The sequence below is a fragment of the Xanthomonas sp. WHRI 6106 genome (assembly GCF_040202405.1).
GTDB classification, from domain to species: Bacteria; Pseudomonadota; Gammaproteobacteria; order Xanthomonadales; family Xanthomonadaceae; genus Xanthomonas; species Xanthomonas cannabis.
This window is the reverse complement of sequence record NZ_JBEGFC010000012.1, coordinates 45,951-59,579: the sequence shown is the minus strand read 5'-3', so window position 1 is coordinate 59,579 and position 13,629 is coordinate 45,951. Positions and strand designations below refer to the sequence as shown.

12 protein-coding genes and 1 pseudogene are annotated in these 13,629 nt (G+C 65.4%); 3 read left to right on the top strand and 10 right to left on the bottom strand.

Features of this window, described 5'->3' with window-relative positions; translation table 11 throughout:
* Positions 1-75 precede the first annotated feature (75 nt).
* Positions 76-1,512: a Do family serine endopeptidase gene (locus tag ABQZ09_RS16510; protein ID WP_039404527.1), complete on the bottom strand. Its 1,437-nt coding sequence runs from the start codon at positions 1,510-1,512 to the stop codon at positions 76-78.
* 243 nt (positions 1,513-1,755) lie between these two features.
* On the opposite strand from ABQZ09_RS16510, the gene ABQZ09_RS16505 reads away from it, so the two are divergent.
* A complete protein-coding gene (locus ABQZ09_RS16505; protein WP_349777401.1) occupies positions 1,756-2,595 on the top strand; it encodes a histidine biosynthesis protein HisIE in 840 nt (279 codons plus the stop codon).
* A gap of 423 nt (positions 2,596-3,018) precedes the next feature.
* Here ABQZ09_RS16505 and ABQZ09_RS16500 read toward each other — a convergent pair.
* The 7 genes and pseudogenes from ABQZ09_RS16500 to ABQZ09_RS16465 form a co-directional block, all read right to left on the bottom strand.
* Positions 3,019-3,533: pseudogene (locus ABQZ09_RS16500) on the bottom strand (DUF3313 domain-containing protein).
* Between the two features lie 587 nt (positions 3,534-4,120).
* On the bottom strand, positions 4,121-5,305 hold the full coding sequence (locus ABQZ09_RS16490) for an ATP-binding protein (protein WP_228313554.1): 1,185 nt from the start codon (positions 5,303-5,305) through the stop codon (positions 4,121-4,123).
* A complete protein-coding gene (locus ABQZ09_RS16485) occupies positions 5,302-5,967 on the bottom strand; it encodes a response regulator transcription factor (RefSeq protein ID WP_349777400.1) in 666 nt (221 codons plus the stop codon). Before ABQZ09_RS16485 ends, ABQZ09_RS16490 begins: the two co-directional genes overlap by 4 nt.
* Positions 5,968-6,115: 148 nt before the next feature.
* Positions 6,116-7,003 carry a TIGR01777 family oxidoreductase gene (locus ABQZ09_RS16480; RefSeq protein ID WP_349777399.1) on the bottom strand — a complete coding sequence of 296 codons (888 nt, stop codon included), beginning with the start codon at positions 7,001-7,003 and terminating at the stop codon, positions 6,116-6,118.
* Positions 7,004-7,245: 242 nt separating this feature from the next.
* Entirely contained in the window at positions 7,246-7,839 is a 594-nt protein-coding gene (locus tag ABQZ09_RS16475) for a DUF4142 domain-containing protein (RefSeq protein WP_039404514.1), read from the bottom strand.
* A gap of 77 nt (positions 7,840-7,916) precedes the next feature.
* Complete coding sequence (locus tag ABQZ09_RS16470; protein WP_349777398.1) at positions 7,917-8,183, bottom strand: hypothetical protein; 267 nt, start codon at positions 8,181-8,183, stop codon at positions 7,917-7,919.
* A gap of 53 nt (positions 8,184-8,236) precedes the next feature.
* Entirely contained in the window at positions 8,237-8,518 is a 282-nt protein-coding gene (locus ABQZ09_RS16465) for a hypothetical protein (protein WP_039404509.1), read from the bottom strand.
* Positions 8,519-9,163: 645 nt separating this feature from the next.
* Between ABQZ09_RS16465 and ABQZ09_RS16460 the strand changes: the two genes are divergently transcribed.
* Both ABQZ09_RS16460 and ABQZ09_RS16455 read left to right on the top strand, forming a co-directional pair.
* Positions 9,164-10,270: a DUF3182 family protein gene (locus ABQZ09_RS16460; RefSeq protein WP_349777397.1), complete on the top strand. Its 1,107-nt coding sequence runs from the start codon at positions 9,164-9,166 to the stop codon at positions 10,268-10,270.
* Complete coding sequence (locus ABQZ09_RS16455) at positions 10,270-11,133, top strand: alpha/beta hydrolase family protein (protein WP_039404502.1); 864 nt, start codon at positions 10,270-10,272, stop codon at positions 11,131-11,133. The genes ABQZ09_RS16460 and ABQZ09_RS16455 overlap by 1 nt, the downstream gene beginning before the upstream one ends.
* Positions 11,134-11,364: 231 nt before the next feature.
* Here the strand turns inward: ABQZ09_RS16455 and ABQZ09_RS16450 are convergent, their stop codons facing one another.
* Positions 11,365-12,165 (bottom strand): hypothetical protein, encoded by an 801-nt coding sequence (locus ABQZ09_RS16450; RefSeq protein ID WP_349777396.1) that lies wholly within the window; start codon positions 12,163-12,165, stop codon positions 11,365-11,367.
* A 223-nt stretch (positions 12,166-12,388) separates the two neighbouring features.
* Positions 12,389-13,612 (bottom strand): RtcB family protein, encoded by a 1,224-nt coding sequence (locus tag ABQZ09_RS16445; RefSeq protein ID WP_349777395.1) that lies wholly within the window; start codon positions 13,610-13,612, stop codon positions 12,389-12,391.
* Positions 13,613-13,629 lie beyond the last annotated feature (17 nt).

The following is a 13,629-nucleotide window of genomic DNA, read 5'->3' as shown; positions in this document are numbered from 1 at the left end:
TGCGGTCGTGCAGTAGCAATAGCATCGGGGGGGTGTAGGAGGCGTTAGTGGACGCAGCCCGCAATGCACATCGCGTCAACGCATGAGCGCGTCGTATTGCGCGTTGCCACGCAGGATGCGCACTACCAGCTGTTGTGGTTTGCGCTGGAAATTGGCACGCCAACTGGCAAGGTCGGCGAACTCGCCGACGCTGCTGGCCACAATCACGTCACCGGACACCAGGCCATTGGCCGCAGCACGGCCACCGCGTTTGACCTCGCTGACCATTACCCCGGTGATACCGGACTGACGCAGCGATTCGGGCAGGTCCACGAAGGTGGCACCGCTCAGGCGCGGGTCGAGCATGTCGCCGGTCACCGCGCGGTCCTGCTCCTTCAAGGTGGCCTTGAGCTTGAGCGGTTTGCCGTCGCGGCGGATTTCCAGGGTGACCGCACTGCCGACGGCCTGCAGGCCCTCGTAGTTGTGCAGCGCCTCCGCACTGTCCACGCGTTGGTCGTTTGCTGCCACCACCACATCGCCAGGTTGCACGCCGGCCGCGGCGGCCGCCGAGCCGGGCAGCACGCGCGTCACCAGTGCGCCGCGCAGCGAGTCCACGCCCAGCCCCTGCAACATCTGCTGGGTGAGGTTCTGGGTTTCCAGGCCCAGGGTGCCGCGCACCACTACGCCCTTGGTCACCAGTTGCTCGACCACGTTGCGCGCCAGGTTGGACGGAATCGCCAGGCCCAGGCCGATATTGCCGGCCATGCTGCCCTGCGGATTGAAGCTGGCGGTGTTGATGCCGACCAGTTGGCCTTGCAGATTGACCAGCGCACCGCCCGAGTTGCCGGGATTGATCGAGGCATCGGTCTGGATGAAGTTCTGATAGCCCAGGCCGCGAATTCCGCTGCGACCCACCGCCGAGACGATGCCGGAGGTGACGGTTTGGGTGAAGCCGAACGGGTTGCCGATGGCCACCACAAAATCGCCCACGCGCAGTGCGTTGCTGTCGGCCAGTTTGATATCGGTGAGGTTGTCGGCCTTGATGCGGATCAGCGCGATGTCGGTGTCGGCATCGGAGCCGATGAAGTCGGCCTTGACCGTGCGCCCATCGCCGAGTGTCACCTGCACGTCGTCGGCATTCTCGATGACGTGGTGGTTGGTCAATACATAGCCCTTTTGCGCATCGATGATGACGCCGGAGCCCAGCGATTCGTTGATGCGGTCCTGCGGCACCTGCGGGAACAGCCGGCGCAGGATCGGGTCGTTGAAGAACGGGTTGCGCACGCGCACCACCTGCTTGGTGTTGACGCTCACCACTGCCGGCATCGCCTGTTGCAGCATCGGCGCCAGCGAGGGCACCGGCTGCCCGGCGACCGACGCCGGCAACGCCGCTGCCGTTGGCAGGGTGAAGGTGGCATTGCCGGCCGGCGTGGCCTCGGCGCGGTTGTCCAGCCAGGCATTGATGCCGGTGGCGGCAAAGCCGCCGAATGCGGCAGCCAGTGAGAGCGTCAGCAAGGTGGGAAGCGGTCGCATGGAGCGTCTGTCCGGGTTACGCGGTGGAAGAGGAATAGGGCGTCTGACTGCGTAAATCAAGCTGAACGAGAGTGCCAGCGGGCAATTTAACTGCCGGTGAAAGCGCCGCGCAGGCCTTGCCGCCGCTGCGTTGACAGCCCGTTGAGCCCGGCGTAGCGTCCGCTTGATCCGATGCCTGTTCAGCAGACGCATGCTCTCGCGCATCGCCCGCGTTTCCTGCACTGATGCCCTTAAGGAGGGTCTATGAGCAACGGCAATGGTGTGACAGCAACCCTGTCCGACGCCGTCGATAGCGTAAAGAGCACTGCCACCGAACTGACCGACAGCATCGCCAGCACCACCAGCGAGGCGGTCGCCAACGTGCAGGAAGCGGCCGGCGCGGCGGTGCAGGAGGTCAAGGTACGTGTCGCCAAGGCACGCAAGGCGGTGGTCAAGGCGGAACAGGACGCAGCCAGCAAGGCTGCCGACGCAGCGGGCGCCGTCAAGCGCCGCGTGGCCAAGACCAAACGCTCGTTGACGGCTACCAGGGACGCGGCGAAGGACAAGCTGGTTGCAACCAAGGACGCCGGCAAGCAGAAGCTCGTCGCGACCAAGGACGCGGCGAAGCAGAAAATCACCTCCACCAAAGAGGCGGCCAGGCAGAAGCTGAGCAGTACCGGTGCCGCTGCCAAGAAGAAGATCACCGACACCAAGGCCAACACCAGACAGAAGCTGGAAACCGCCAAGGCCAATGCCAAGGCCGACGCGGCCGCGCTGAGTGCCAAGACCGCCGCCAAGAGCGCGGCACGCAAGACCGCCGTGGCAACGGTGAATGCGCGCACCGCAGCGAAGAAGGCTGCGGCCAAGTCGGTGTCGGTCAAGAAGGCGGTTGCCAAGAGCATCGCCAAGAAGGCACCGGTCGCCAAGCAGACCGCCACACGCCAGGCCGCCGTGAAGAAGGCCCCGCTGAAGAAGGCAGTGACCAAGACCGCGCTGAAGAAGGCTGCCAAGGTGACCAAGACCCCGGCAACGCGCGCAGTGGCCAAGACCACTGCCGCCCGCAAGGCGGTCGGCAAGAAGGGCGTAAAGCGCGTCACGCGCTGACGCTGGACGCCAACGCGTGATGCGCGCGCCAGGTAAGCGTGCATCACGCGAAGGTGCAAGAAGGCCGGCGCTGGGCTGCAGCGCCGGCCTTTTTTGATACGTCAAAACCGCATGCGCTGGCGATGGCACCGCGCCGCGTGGCGCGTGGCCAGCTGACGGAGCAAGGGGCTGGGCAAGGGCAGGCGCGAGGTGCGCTTTGCGCGAGGCTTCGCTCGGACCCCTCATCCGCCCCTTCGGGGCACCTTCTCCCGGTGGGAGAAGGGAAGGCGCTGCAGACTCACAGGACGCGCGCAACCCCGTTCAAGCACCACGTCCGCCTTCAGCCTTCAGCCTCCCACCTCCCACCTCCCACCTCCCACCTCCCACCTCCCACCTCCCACCTCCCGATCCCCGATCCCCGATCCCCGATCCCCGATCCCCGAACTATTCGATCCCCTCGAGCAACTGCTCGGCCCCCTTGCGAATTCCGGCCTTCGCTGCGCCGTAGGCGCCCAGGCTGGCCTTGATGTTCATCGCGCTGGGATACTGTTTCTCGACATAGGCGGCGAGCAGGCGGTCGCTTTGGGCGTCGAAGATCTCCACCGCATAGCTGACCGAACCGGAAATGCACCTTCCTTGCCGCGTGCGGCCTGCACCGCGTTGTAGGAGCCGCCGCCCAGGTCCACCTTCATGACGGTGCCCAGTACGCGCTTGCTGGGCTTGGCGCCGGTGAGGGTGAGGCGCACCCGCACGGTATCGCTGCCGGCCACCGTGGTCCGGCGCCAACGCCGTGCAAGGGCGTAGCCAAATTGCTGCTGCATGTCATCGGCAAGCATGCGCCTGTCCTGTTCGGGCACCTCTTCGAACTGCGCATCCGGCCCGCGGTAGATGGCCACCGGTTCGACGATGGCCGCCCGGTAACGCGTCCAGTCCACGTTGCTGTGATAGGCGTACGGCATGCGGTCTCCGCGGCTGCCGTCGTGTGGGCGCAAATAACTGGACGACGGCAGTTGGCTGTACGGCAACGGGCGGGTGCTGGAGCAGCCGATCAGACTGATGCCGACAACGGCAAGCGTGCAGCAACGAGTGACGAAATGGACAGACATGACAAAGACCTGGATAGAGTGAGGACGGTGGAAGGGCCAGTGCGGGCAGCGGGGTTCAATGCAGCAGCACGCGCGCCAGTGCCAATGCAAATGCAAGGCCTGCCGCGCCCAACAGCACGCTGCGTGTTACCCAACGTGGCAGTCGGCGGACGTGGCGCGCGCTGCGGATATCGGAAGGCGCACCAGATGTCGCGGTTACGTGTGCCGGTGCGGCCACAGCGACAGGCCGGCGATGCGGCAATGTGACTGACCGTCATGCCGACGCTGTCGTTGGCTGCGGCGTGCGTGGCCCACGGCGACAGGGCGGCGATGGGCGAGGTGGAGCGGGTCGAGGAAGTCATCACCATGCAGCCTGGATGCGTGTGGTGCGTGCACTCTAGGCGGCCAGGATTGGAAACTTATTGGAGGTGCCGGGCCGCAGTACCGTCCGCCCCGGGTGTTCACGCCGTGGTCGGCGCGCGGTCATCGGCGAACACCACGCGCACGCACAGGCCGCGCCCTTCGTTGCCTTCGCAGGTTTCGATGGTGGCGCCGTGCAGGCGGGCAATGCCCGCCACCAGCGACAGTCCGATTCCGCTGCCCTGCACCTCGCTGCCGGGCACGCGATAGAACCGCTCGAAGATGGACGCATGCGCCGCGTCCGGTACGCCGGGGCCGTCATCGCTGACCTGGACGAACGGGTGCAGTGCATCGGCGCGCAGGCAGTAGCCGCAACTCACTTCCACGGTGCCGCGAACGCGCCCGTAGCGGATGGCGTTGTCGACCAGGTTGCGGATCAGGATGCCCACTGCATCCACATCGCAACGCAGCAGGCAGGGTGCCGCCTCCACGTGCAGATTGAGCTGGCGTGCATCGGCCTGCACGCTGAATTCGTCCAGGACATGCGAGATCAATTCGCCCATCTCGACCTGTTGGTAGGCAGCCGAACTGATGCCGGCATCCAGCCGCGCCAGATCCAGCAATTGTTCGGCCAACCGATTGCTGCGGCGCGCGGTTTCCAGCAACTGGCGCAGGGCAGCGTCCTTGTCCTGCAGCGTAGGCGCGCGCAAGGCGACTTCGGCGTAGGCATGCAGCGCCGAGAGCGGAGTGCGCAGTTCATGCGCGGCGTCGGCGACAAAATTGCGCTCGGCCTGCACGGCCTGTTCCACCCGTGCCAGCAAGGTGTTGAACGCGGCGATCAGCGGACGGATCTCGTCAGGCACCCGGTCCAGCGGGACGGGGTCGGTGTCCAGCCCGGTGCGTTGCGCAATGGCGCAGGAGACGCTGCGCAACGGCGCCAGCGCGGTACGTACCGCCCACCACACCAGCACGCCGAGCACGCCCAGTTGCACGGTGTTGAGCACCATCGCGATCAGGGTCTGCTTGAAACTCATGCGCGAGGACGCATTGCCGATCGGCGTTTCAAGGCCTGCACCATTGGCCGGCGCTGACGGGCTGTCGAAGCGGTGCTGCAGCGCTTCGGGCAGGATGCCGACCAGGTGGTCGCCCAGCAGGTTGAGCTCCTGCTCGAACACGCTATGGTGACCCTCGGTGACCAGCGCCACCAGGATCCACAGCGAAGTGGACCAGCTCAGCAGGACGATGGCGGCCAGCGCCGCCAGCATGCGTGCCTGCAGGGACTTCATTCGGGGGACTTGCCGACCATGTACCCCTGGCCGTAAACGGTGGCGATGAGCTCTTCGCCCAGCTTGCGGCGCAACTGATGCACATACACCGCGATCATGTTGCTGCCGCCGTCGGACGGGCCGCCATACACGCCTTCTTCCAGCTGATCCCTGGTGACCACGCGCCCGGCACGTTCCATCAAGGCCAGCAGCAGTCGATATTCGTGCGCGCTCAGCGCCACCCATTTGCCGGCCCTGGTGACCTTGCGGCTGCTCGGGTCCACGCAGACATCGCCCTGACTGAGCAGCGGCACCACGCGGCCCTGGCTGCGCCGGGTGACCGCGCGCAGCCGCGCCATCAGCTCATCGAACTGAAAGGGTTTGACCAGGTAATCGTCGGCGCCGGCGTCCAGGCCGCGGATGCGGTCGGTGAGCTGGCCACGTGCGGTCAACGCGATCACCGGGGTCGGGTCGTAATGGCTGCGCATGAAGCGGAGTACCGCCAGCCCCGACTCGCCGGGCAGGCCGATATCCAGCAGGACAGCGGTGTAGCGATGGTCCACCAGCGCCGCCCTGGCGGTGGCGGCGTTGCCCACGTGGTCGATGGTCCAGCTGTGCTGGCGCATGCCGTCGCAGATGGCGTTGGCCAACAGGGGGTCGTCTTCGACAAGCAGCAGGTGCATCAGGGTTCCGCCGGGCGCCGGGCCATTCCAAGATCCGCAGCACTGTCGGAGATGCGCGTTAGGCAAATATTAGTGCATGCGCAAACCGGCCCGGCAGGCGAACCGAGGGGCGGCCGGGATGCGCAGGCGAGTTGCCTGCGCGGCCGGTTCAGCGCTGCAGAATCGCGCGCAGGGCCGGCTCCAGCCGCTCGTGGCGGAAGCCGAACCCGGCATCGAGCGCACGCTGCGGCAGCACGCGTTGGCTGATCAGCAGCAGGTCGGCCATTTCGCCAAAGCCCAATCGCAGCAGCCCGGCCGGCAGTGCCAGCAAGGCCGGGCGGTGCAGGACCTTGGCCAGGGTGCGGGCGAATTCCGCATTGGTCACCGGGTTGGGGGCGGTGGCGTTGTAGGCGCCGGGCTGCCCGTGTTGCAGCAGCCATACCAGCAGCGCGACCATGTCGGCGCGGTGGATCCAGCTCATCCAGTGCCGCCCATCGCCGAACGGCCCGCCGCCACCGAGCCGGAACGCCGGCAGCATGCGTGCCAGTGCGCCGCCGTCGCGGTCCAGCACGATGCCGGTGCGGACCCAGCTCACGCGTGGGCCAAGCGCGCCGATGCGGGCAGCGGCGGCCTCCCAGTCGCGGCAGAGTACGGCCGAAAAATCCTCGCCGGCGCCGTCCGTTTCGGTCAGCGCCGCATCGCCGCGCTCGCCGTAATAACCCACCGCCGAACCGGACACCACCACTGCCGGGCGCTGCTGCGCTGGCTGCTGCGCAATCCAGTCGTGCAACCGGTCAGTGGTGCCCAGCCGCGACTCACGAAAGCGCTGCTTGCGTGCATCGCTCCAGCGGCCGGCCGCCAGCGGCTCACCGGCCAGGTTGATGACGGCCTCGGCCTGTATGCCGTCCAGCGTCTCCACGGCGGTGATGCCGGGCAGGCTGCGGCTGGCGCGGCCGGTATTGCGGGTCAGGACGCAGACCTGATGGCCGGCCTGCACCAAGGCCGGGCACAAGGCCTGGCCGATGAAGCCGGTACCGCCGGTGATGAGCACGCGCATGAGAAGTTCCTGGCCGGAGGGATGCGGCACCATAGGCCAGTGCGGACTGGAGCGCAGTGAAGCCGATGCCGATGTCGCTGCCGACGCAGCGATACGGCCAGCGGCCGGTGGTGCGTGGCGTCAGGCGTGGCGTCAGGCGCGCCGGGCCGGCGCCGTGATGCGGCACCGGGTAGCCGCCTCATCCCCAAACACAGACGCGCCGGACAGGCCGGCGCGTTTGCAAGGTGCTGCATGCAGCGTGCTTATTTCGACGACGACACCGCATGGGCGCGTTCGAAGTGTGCCGACACCACACGGCGGGTTTCTTCCAGATGCTGCTTGACTGGTGCGCTTTCGGCGGCGGGCAACAGTTCCGAATCCAGAATCTTGATGGTGTCGCCATGGTCGATGACCATGTTGCGCATGAAGGCATTGCGGTACGCATCCTTGCCATCGGGCAGCGTCAACGTCTTTTCCAGCGCCTCCACTGCGGCCTTGCCCTTGGCGCGCACTGCGTCGGCGCGCGGGCTGTCCTTTGCGCCCAGGGCCTTGGTCTTCTCGAGGTTGGCCTGGTGGTCGTGCAGCATCTGCTCGGCAAACGGGCCGGTGGAGCCGCCCAGATCCTGCCCGATGGCCTGCTTGGCCAGCGCAATCTCGTTTTCGTCAATGGCTGCCAGCACGCCCAGCACTGCACCGTCGCCCTTGGCCAGCTCGGTCGCTCCGCTGCCGCTGACCGGCGCCGCAGTCGGTTCCGGCGACACCGCCGGTGCAGTGCGCGAGGCATCGCCACCGGGGCGATCGCAGGCGGTGAGGGTCAGCATGGCAAGCAGCGAAGCGGCAGCGAGAGTGGATTTCATGGAGGTCCTGAGGTGAGTCGGCAATGGCCGACGATGAAATGCAAAGGAGCCGCTAGGCGGCTCCGGCGATGCGTTGGTCAGGCCCACTGCGGCTGGGCGACCGGGCCAATGCCCATGGGTCTGACTGGCGCGCGAACCGCGTCCTGCGCCGTACGGCACATGCGTGCCATGCGCGCAGTGCGCTCACGAATCATGGCGTGCTCGCTGGCAGGTGCGCTGCCGAGCAGGCTGGCCACATGGAAGCCAAGGATTTCCTCCGCGCGGTCGCCCTGGTCGCTGATGATGTGCGGCACCAACCGCTCCAATCGTTCCAGCTCCTGCTGCACTTGATACGGGGTTTTCATGACGATCTCCAATGAATAATGGATCTTGCTCAACGCCGGCGTCACTGGCGTGCTCAACTATTGCGCGTGCCCAGACGTTGCCAGCAGTCGGTCGCCAACTGTTCGTAGTTGGACTGGGTGCTGGATGAAATGAAGTGATGCTCAAGGCGATCGCGAAACAGGCGCAGACGTTCCTGATCGCTCGAACGCGGCGCCTGCAGGTAGATGTCGCAGGCCATTTTCACCACCGGGGACAATTCGCTGAACTTGCCGCTACCCAGGTTCCCCTGGGCGTGCCGCGCCTGCCAATGCGCGATTTCGGCCTGTACATCGATGACGGATGGGTCTCTGCTCATGGCTTGGGGCGTTCCGGATTAAACAAACTTGACCTGCAGAGTAACTGCGGGTACGTCAACGAATGATCATCGAACGCAACAATAATGCGTTAGCGGGAACACCAACGCTTAATTGCTCAGGCTGCGTCGGTGTTTCTACACACTGTGCATGCACCCTCGTTCGCGTCGTGGATGTTGATCGGCGTGATCGACTCTGTTCGATGGACGAACACCTCTAACCTGCAGTGCAACGCAGCACGAAGTTGCGATTGTCACCGTCGCACGGCACGGCGTGGCGCCCAGATTCACGCAATCGCCTGCGTGCGGCGCCGCATTTCACGGAAGATTCTGAACCGCTCCACACCTGTGTAACGTCTGATCATTAAGGTAGGCAACGACGTATAGGAGAGAGTACTCAGGATGCAGGACAGCGAAAGCAGTCATCGTAAGCCGCACCATGCCAGCGGAACACCGGAAGCACGCGTGTGGTGGCACGCACTGTTGGAGCTGCGCGGGGGCCGCGTGGCCATCAGCCTGATCGTGGTGGTGTTGATCGTGGTGGGTTTGTATTTCGCCATGAAATAGGCCTGGTTTCAGCGTTTGCAGCGGTGGGTTCCGGCACGCAGCTGGAGGCGTCTGGATGTGGCACGAGCACGGGGACAGCAGATGGCGGAGCCACGGTACTTGCAGGTGCTCGGGCATACCACGCGTGCCGTGGTCGAGCATGGCCACGAACGTGCCACGCATGCCTGGGTGTGCAGCGAACTTGCGCGCCTGCTGGGCGCACATGATGCAGGCCTGGACACTGCGATGGCTTCCGCCGCAGGTGACCAACATGCTGCGTTGCATGTGCCCGACGACACGCTGACCACCGAGCAGGCCCGTGCGCTTGGCATCGATGGTCGTCACGGCCTGCTGGGCGGCATCGTGCCGCATGCATTTGTGGCCACCAAGGTGATCGGTCACCCCTTGATCGACCCTGCGGCGACGCGTATCACCGGCTGGAATCAGGCACTGGCGCTCGCCCTGATCCCGACCACCTTGCCCGGCTACACGGTGTTCTCGCGGGACGATGCCTTGCAGGCGTTGGACCGATTGCTGCCTGATGGTCAGGTGCGCCTGAAGCTGCCCACCGGCGTCGGCGGCAACGGGCAGTGGCGCATCGCCGATGCGGCCGCGCTGGCACTCGTACTCGACGAGTTGCCCGAACACTATCTGCAAACCCACGGCGCAGTGCTGGAGCGCAATATCCTGCAGCCGATGACGCACAGCGTTGGCGAGCTGTGCGTGGCAGGTGTGCAGATCGCGTACTACGGAACGCAATGCAGCGTGCGCAATGCCGAGGGCGAGGATGTCTATGGCGGCTCGTCGTTGCATGTCCATCGCGGATCGCTGGAGGCACTGTTGGGCACTGGGCTGCCGCCGCTGCAGCGCCGCGTGGTGGAACAGGCGTGCCAGTACGATCGCAGCATTGCTGCTGCATTTGCAGACCTGCAGGTGTCCCGGCGCAATTACGATGTGGTCAGCGGTGAAGACCCGCACGCGGGCGCGGTGTGCGGCGTCCTGGAGCAGTCCTGGCGGATCGGTGGCGCCACCCCGGCCGAACTTGCGGCCATCGCCTGTTTTCAGCGACATCCGGGGCTGCACTGGGTGCGGGCATCCACCCACGAGATCTATGAAGGCGAGCCGCCGGCCGACGCACAGGTGTACTACCGTGCAAGCCGCCCCGGCGCAGGCCCGCGCTACAAATACCGGAGGGTTTCAACCGACTGATGGAAGCCAAACTTTCCAGTATCGACATCGCAGTCGATCACGACGCCCTCAGCGGCACCTTGCTCACGCCCACCGGCATTCCGGCGGTGCTGTTCGTTCACGGCTGGGGCGGAAGTCAGCACCACAGCCTGGTGCGCGCGCGCGAGGCGGTAGGTCTGGGCTGCATCTGCATGACTTTCGATTTGCGTGGGCATGAAGGCCATGCATCGATGCGGCAGACCGTCACCCGTGCGCAAAACCTGCGCGACATCATTGCCGCCTACGACCAGTTGGCAGGCCTGCCGTACGTGGATCCGCAGTCGATTGCGGTGGTGGGCCTGAGCTACGGTGGTTATCTGTCCGCCCTGCTGACACGTGAGCGCCCGGTGGAGTGGTTGGCACTACGTTCGCCTGCGCTCTACAAGGATGCGCAGTGGGACCAACCCAAGGTCAGCCTCAATGCCGATCCGGATCTGATGGCCTATCGGCATCGCACGCTGACGCCCGACGACAACATTGCGTTGGCGGCATGCGCTGCGTACACCGGCGATGTCCTGCTGGTCGAAGCCGAGCACGATGTCATCGTGCCGCAACCGGTGCTGCGCAATTACGCAAATGCCTTTGGCAAGGCGCGCTCATTGACCTCGCGGGTGATCGCCGGAGCCGACCACGCCCTGAGCGTCAAGGAGCATCAGCAGCGCTACACGCGCGCATTGATCGACTGGTTGACCGAAATGGTGGTGGGTCGCCGGATTGCGCTGGCCCGCGAAGTGGTGGCAGCGCGCAAGCAGCTGATCAAGCAGCAGGAAGAGGCACCATCGGCAGGAGCCGACGCTGCGGTGTTCCGCGGCGACATCCGCGCGGTGGAGAAGACGTCCGGTTAGTCGATCGCGTACCTGTTCGCCAGCGTTTGGCGGCACCGTTGCGCTGGATGGAGCGCCACTGACGAAGGCGTCATGCCAGGTGAGCGTTGCGATCTGCTTGCAGCGTGGTTGTCTCACTTACTCCAGCGCCACCACAAACCTAAGACAAACGAACGGGCCCGTGGGGCCCGTTCGTTTTTTGCATCATGCAAATGACGCGATGGACGCGACAGCTTGCATCCCAGGAAGCCGTTACACGCGTGGGTCGGTCGGGTTACGACGCGCAGCGTCGTCGTGATGATCCGAATCGAATGCTTCCCGCACGGCGTGTTTGGCCTTTTCCCAGTTCAAGCGCGAACCGGCCTTGAAACGGTCCCAGCCATCGCCCAGATCACGTTCCAGATGGTCGTCCCACTGGCGGCCGGCGTGCTGCTGGCGCGCCTGCATGCCGTACCGGTAGGCCGGGCGATAATCGTCATACGAATACTCGGCATCACGGTAGCTGGCACTATCGAAGCGACCGGCGTAGTGGGTATCGCCGTCGCGATACACGGTGTGGGTACGATCGGCGCGGTCCCAGGCATCACGCGCAGCGAGGCGGGCATCGTCCCACTCCAGGCGCGATTCACCACGGTTGCGCGGCCATTCGCCGGCCAACGTGGCTTCGGTTTCTTCCCAGGTGCTGGTCGGACGCGTTTCGCGCGCCTGCAGGCCGAACCCGTACACGGTGGCATAGTCGCGGTCGTAGTCGGTGCCTTCCTTGTAGTAAGGACGGTTTCGGTGCTCCTGGCGCCAGTATTCGGTTTCCACGGTGGGATCGAGGCGTTCGGCCACACCCTTGCCTGCCGCCGCGCCGGCAACCACGCCGGCCGCTGCGCCGATCAAGGTGCCCAGCGGACCGAACACCGTGCCTGCCAGTGCGCCTGCCGCTGCACCACCGGCGATGCCGCCCACGCCCACACCCACCGGGTGCGAACCGGGTGCGCCGGAAATCGGGTCGCGGTTCAGATCCTTTGCGTCTTCCTTGCGTTCCTGCTTGTCGAGATTGCTCATGCCGCCTCCGGTTGCCTGATAATGGATGCGCCCTGCAATGCAGGCCGCGAATGTGGCGCAACGATGGCGTCGCGGGAGTGAAACGCGTGTGCTTGGATGTGAGTGCGATCGCGACATGACTGAACTGTGCAGTCGCACTGGGGATGAGGTCGCTGACCGGTGTTGCATGCTTCTCGCAGAACACGCTTCTTGCAGAAAAGGGGCCGCTGCTGCGGCCCTTGCTTTACCCCTTGATGCACACCACCTGGCGCAACGTGTGCAGTACTTCGACCAGATCCTGCTGTGCTGCCATTACTGCCTCGATCGACTTGTAGGCGGCCGGCGACTCATCGATGACGGCGGCGTCCTTGCGGCATTCCACATGCGCCGTTGCCTGGCGATGCTGGGCGAGGGTGATCTGCGCACGTGCGGCCGTCCTGCTCATCACGCGGCCTGCGCCGTGGCTGCAGCTGTGAAAACTCTCCGCGTTACCCAGCCCGCGCACGATGTAGCTGCGCGTGCCCATGCTGCCCGGAATGATGCCCAGCTCGCCGGCGCGTGCGCTCACTGCGCCCTTGCGGGTGATCAACAGCTCCTCACCGGCGTGCGTCTCCTTCTGCACGTAGTTGTGGTGGCAATTGACTGCGAGCTTTTCCAGCTGGAATTTCGGCAAGCGGTGACGCATCTCGGCCAGCACGCGCGCCATCATCGCCTCGCGATTTTCGCGGGCGTAATCCTGCGCCCACGAAACCGCTTCGACGTACTCGTCGAACAAGGGCTCGCCCTGCATGAAGAAGGCCAGGTCCTTGTCGGGCAGATGAAAACCCAGCACACGGTGCGCCAGTTGCTCACGCGCGCGCTCGATGAAGTAGCCGCCGATCAGGTTACCGGTGCCGCGCGAACCGCTGTGCAGCATCACCCAGACCGCATCGGTTTCGTCCAGGCAGAGTTCGATGAAGTGATTGCCGCCGCCCAGCGTGCCGATCTGGCATTCCAGCTTGTCGGTGCGGATGCGCCTGTGCCGTTGTTTGATCGCATCCAGACGTTGCACCAACCCCGACTGCGCGATCCGGGTTCCGATGCTGTCGGGCAGCGTGCGGTGTTCGCCGCCGCGACCGTTGCCCACCGGCACGCTGCGCTCGATGCTGGAGCGCAAGTGCGCCAGATTGTCCGGCAGGTCGTTGGCACGCAGCGTGGTACGCACGGCCGCCATGCCGCAGCCGATGTCCACGCCGACCGCTGCCGGGATGATGGCGCCACGGGTCGGGATCACCGAGCCCACGGTTGCGCCCTTGCCCAGATGCACGTCGGGCATCACCGCCACCCACGGGCCGACGAACGGCACCGCGGCGATGTTGCGCAACTGTGCATGCGCCTGCGCTTCCAGCGGCACGCCGCGCACCCAGCCCTTGATCGGGGTGGTGCTGCCTTCGGCATGCAGTAATTCAAAATGTTGTGAGGTACTCATTGTCGTCATTCCCTTGC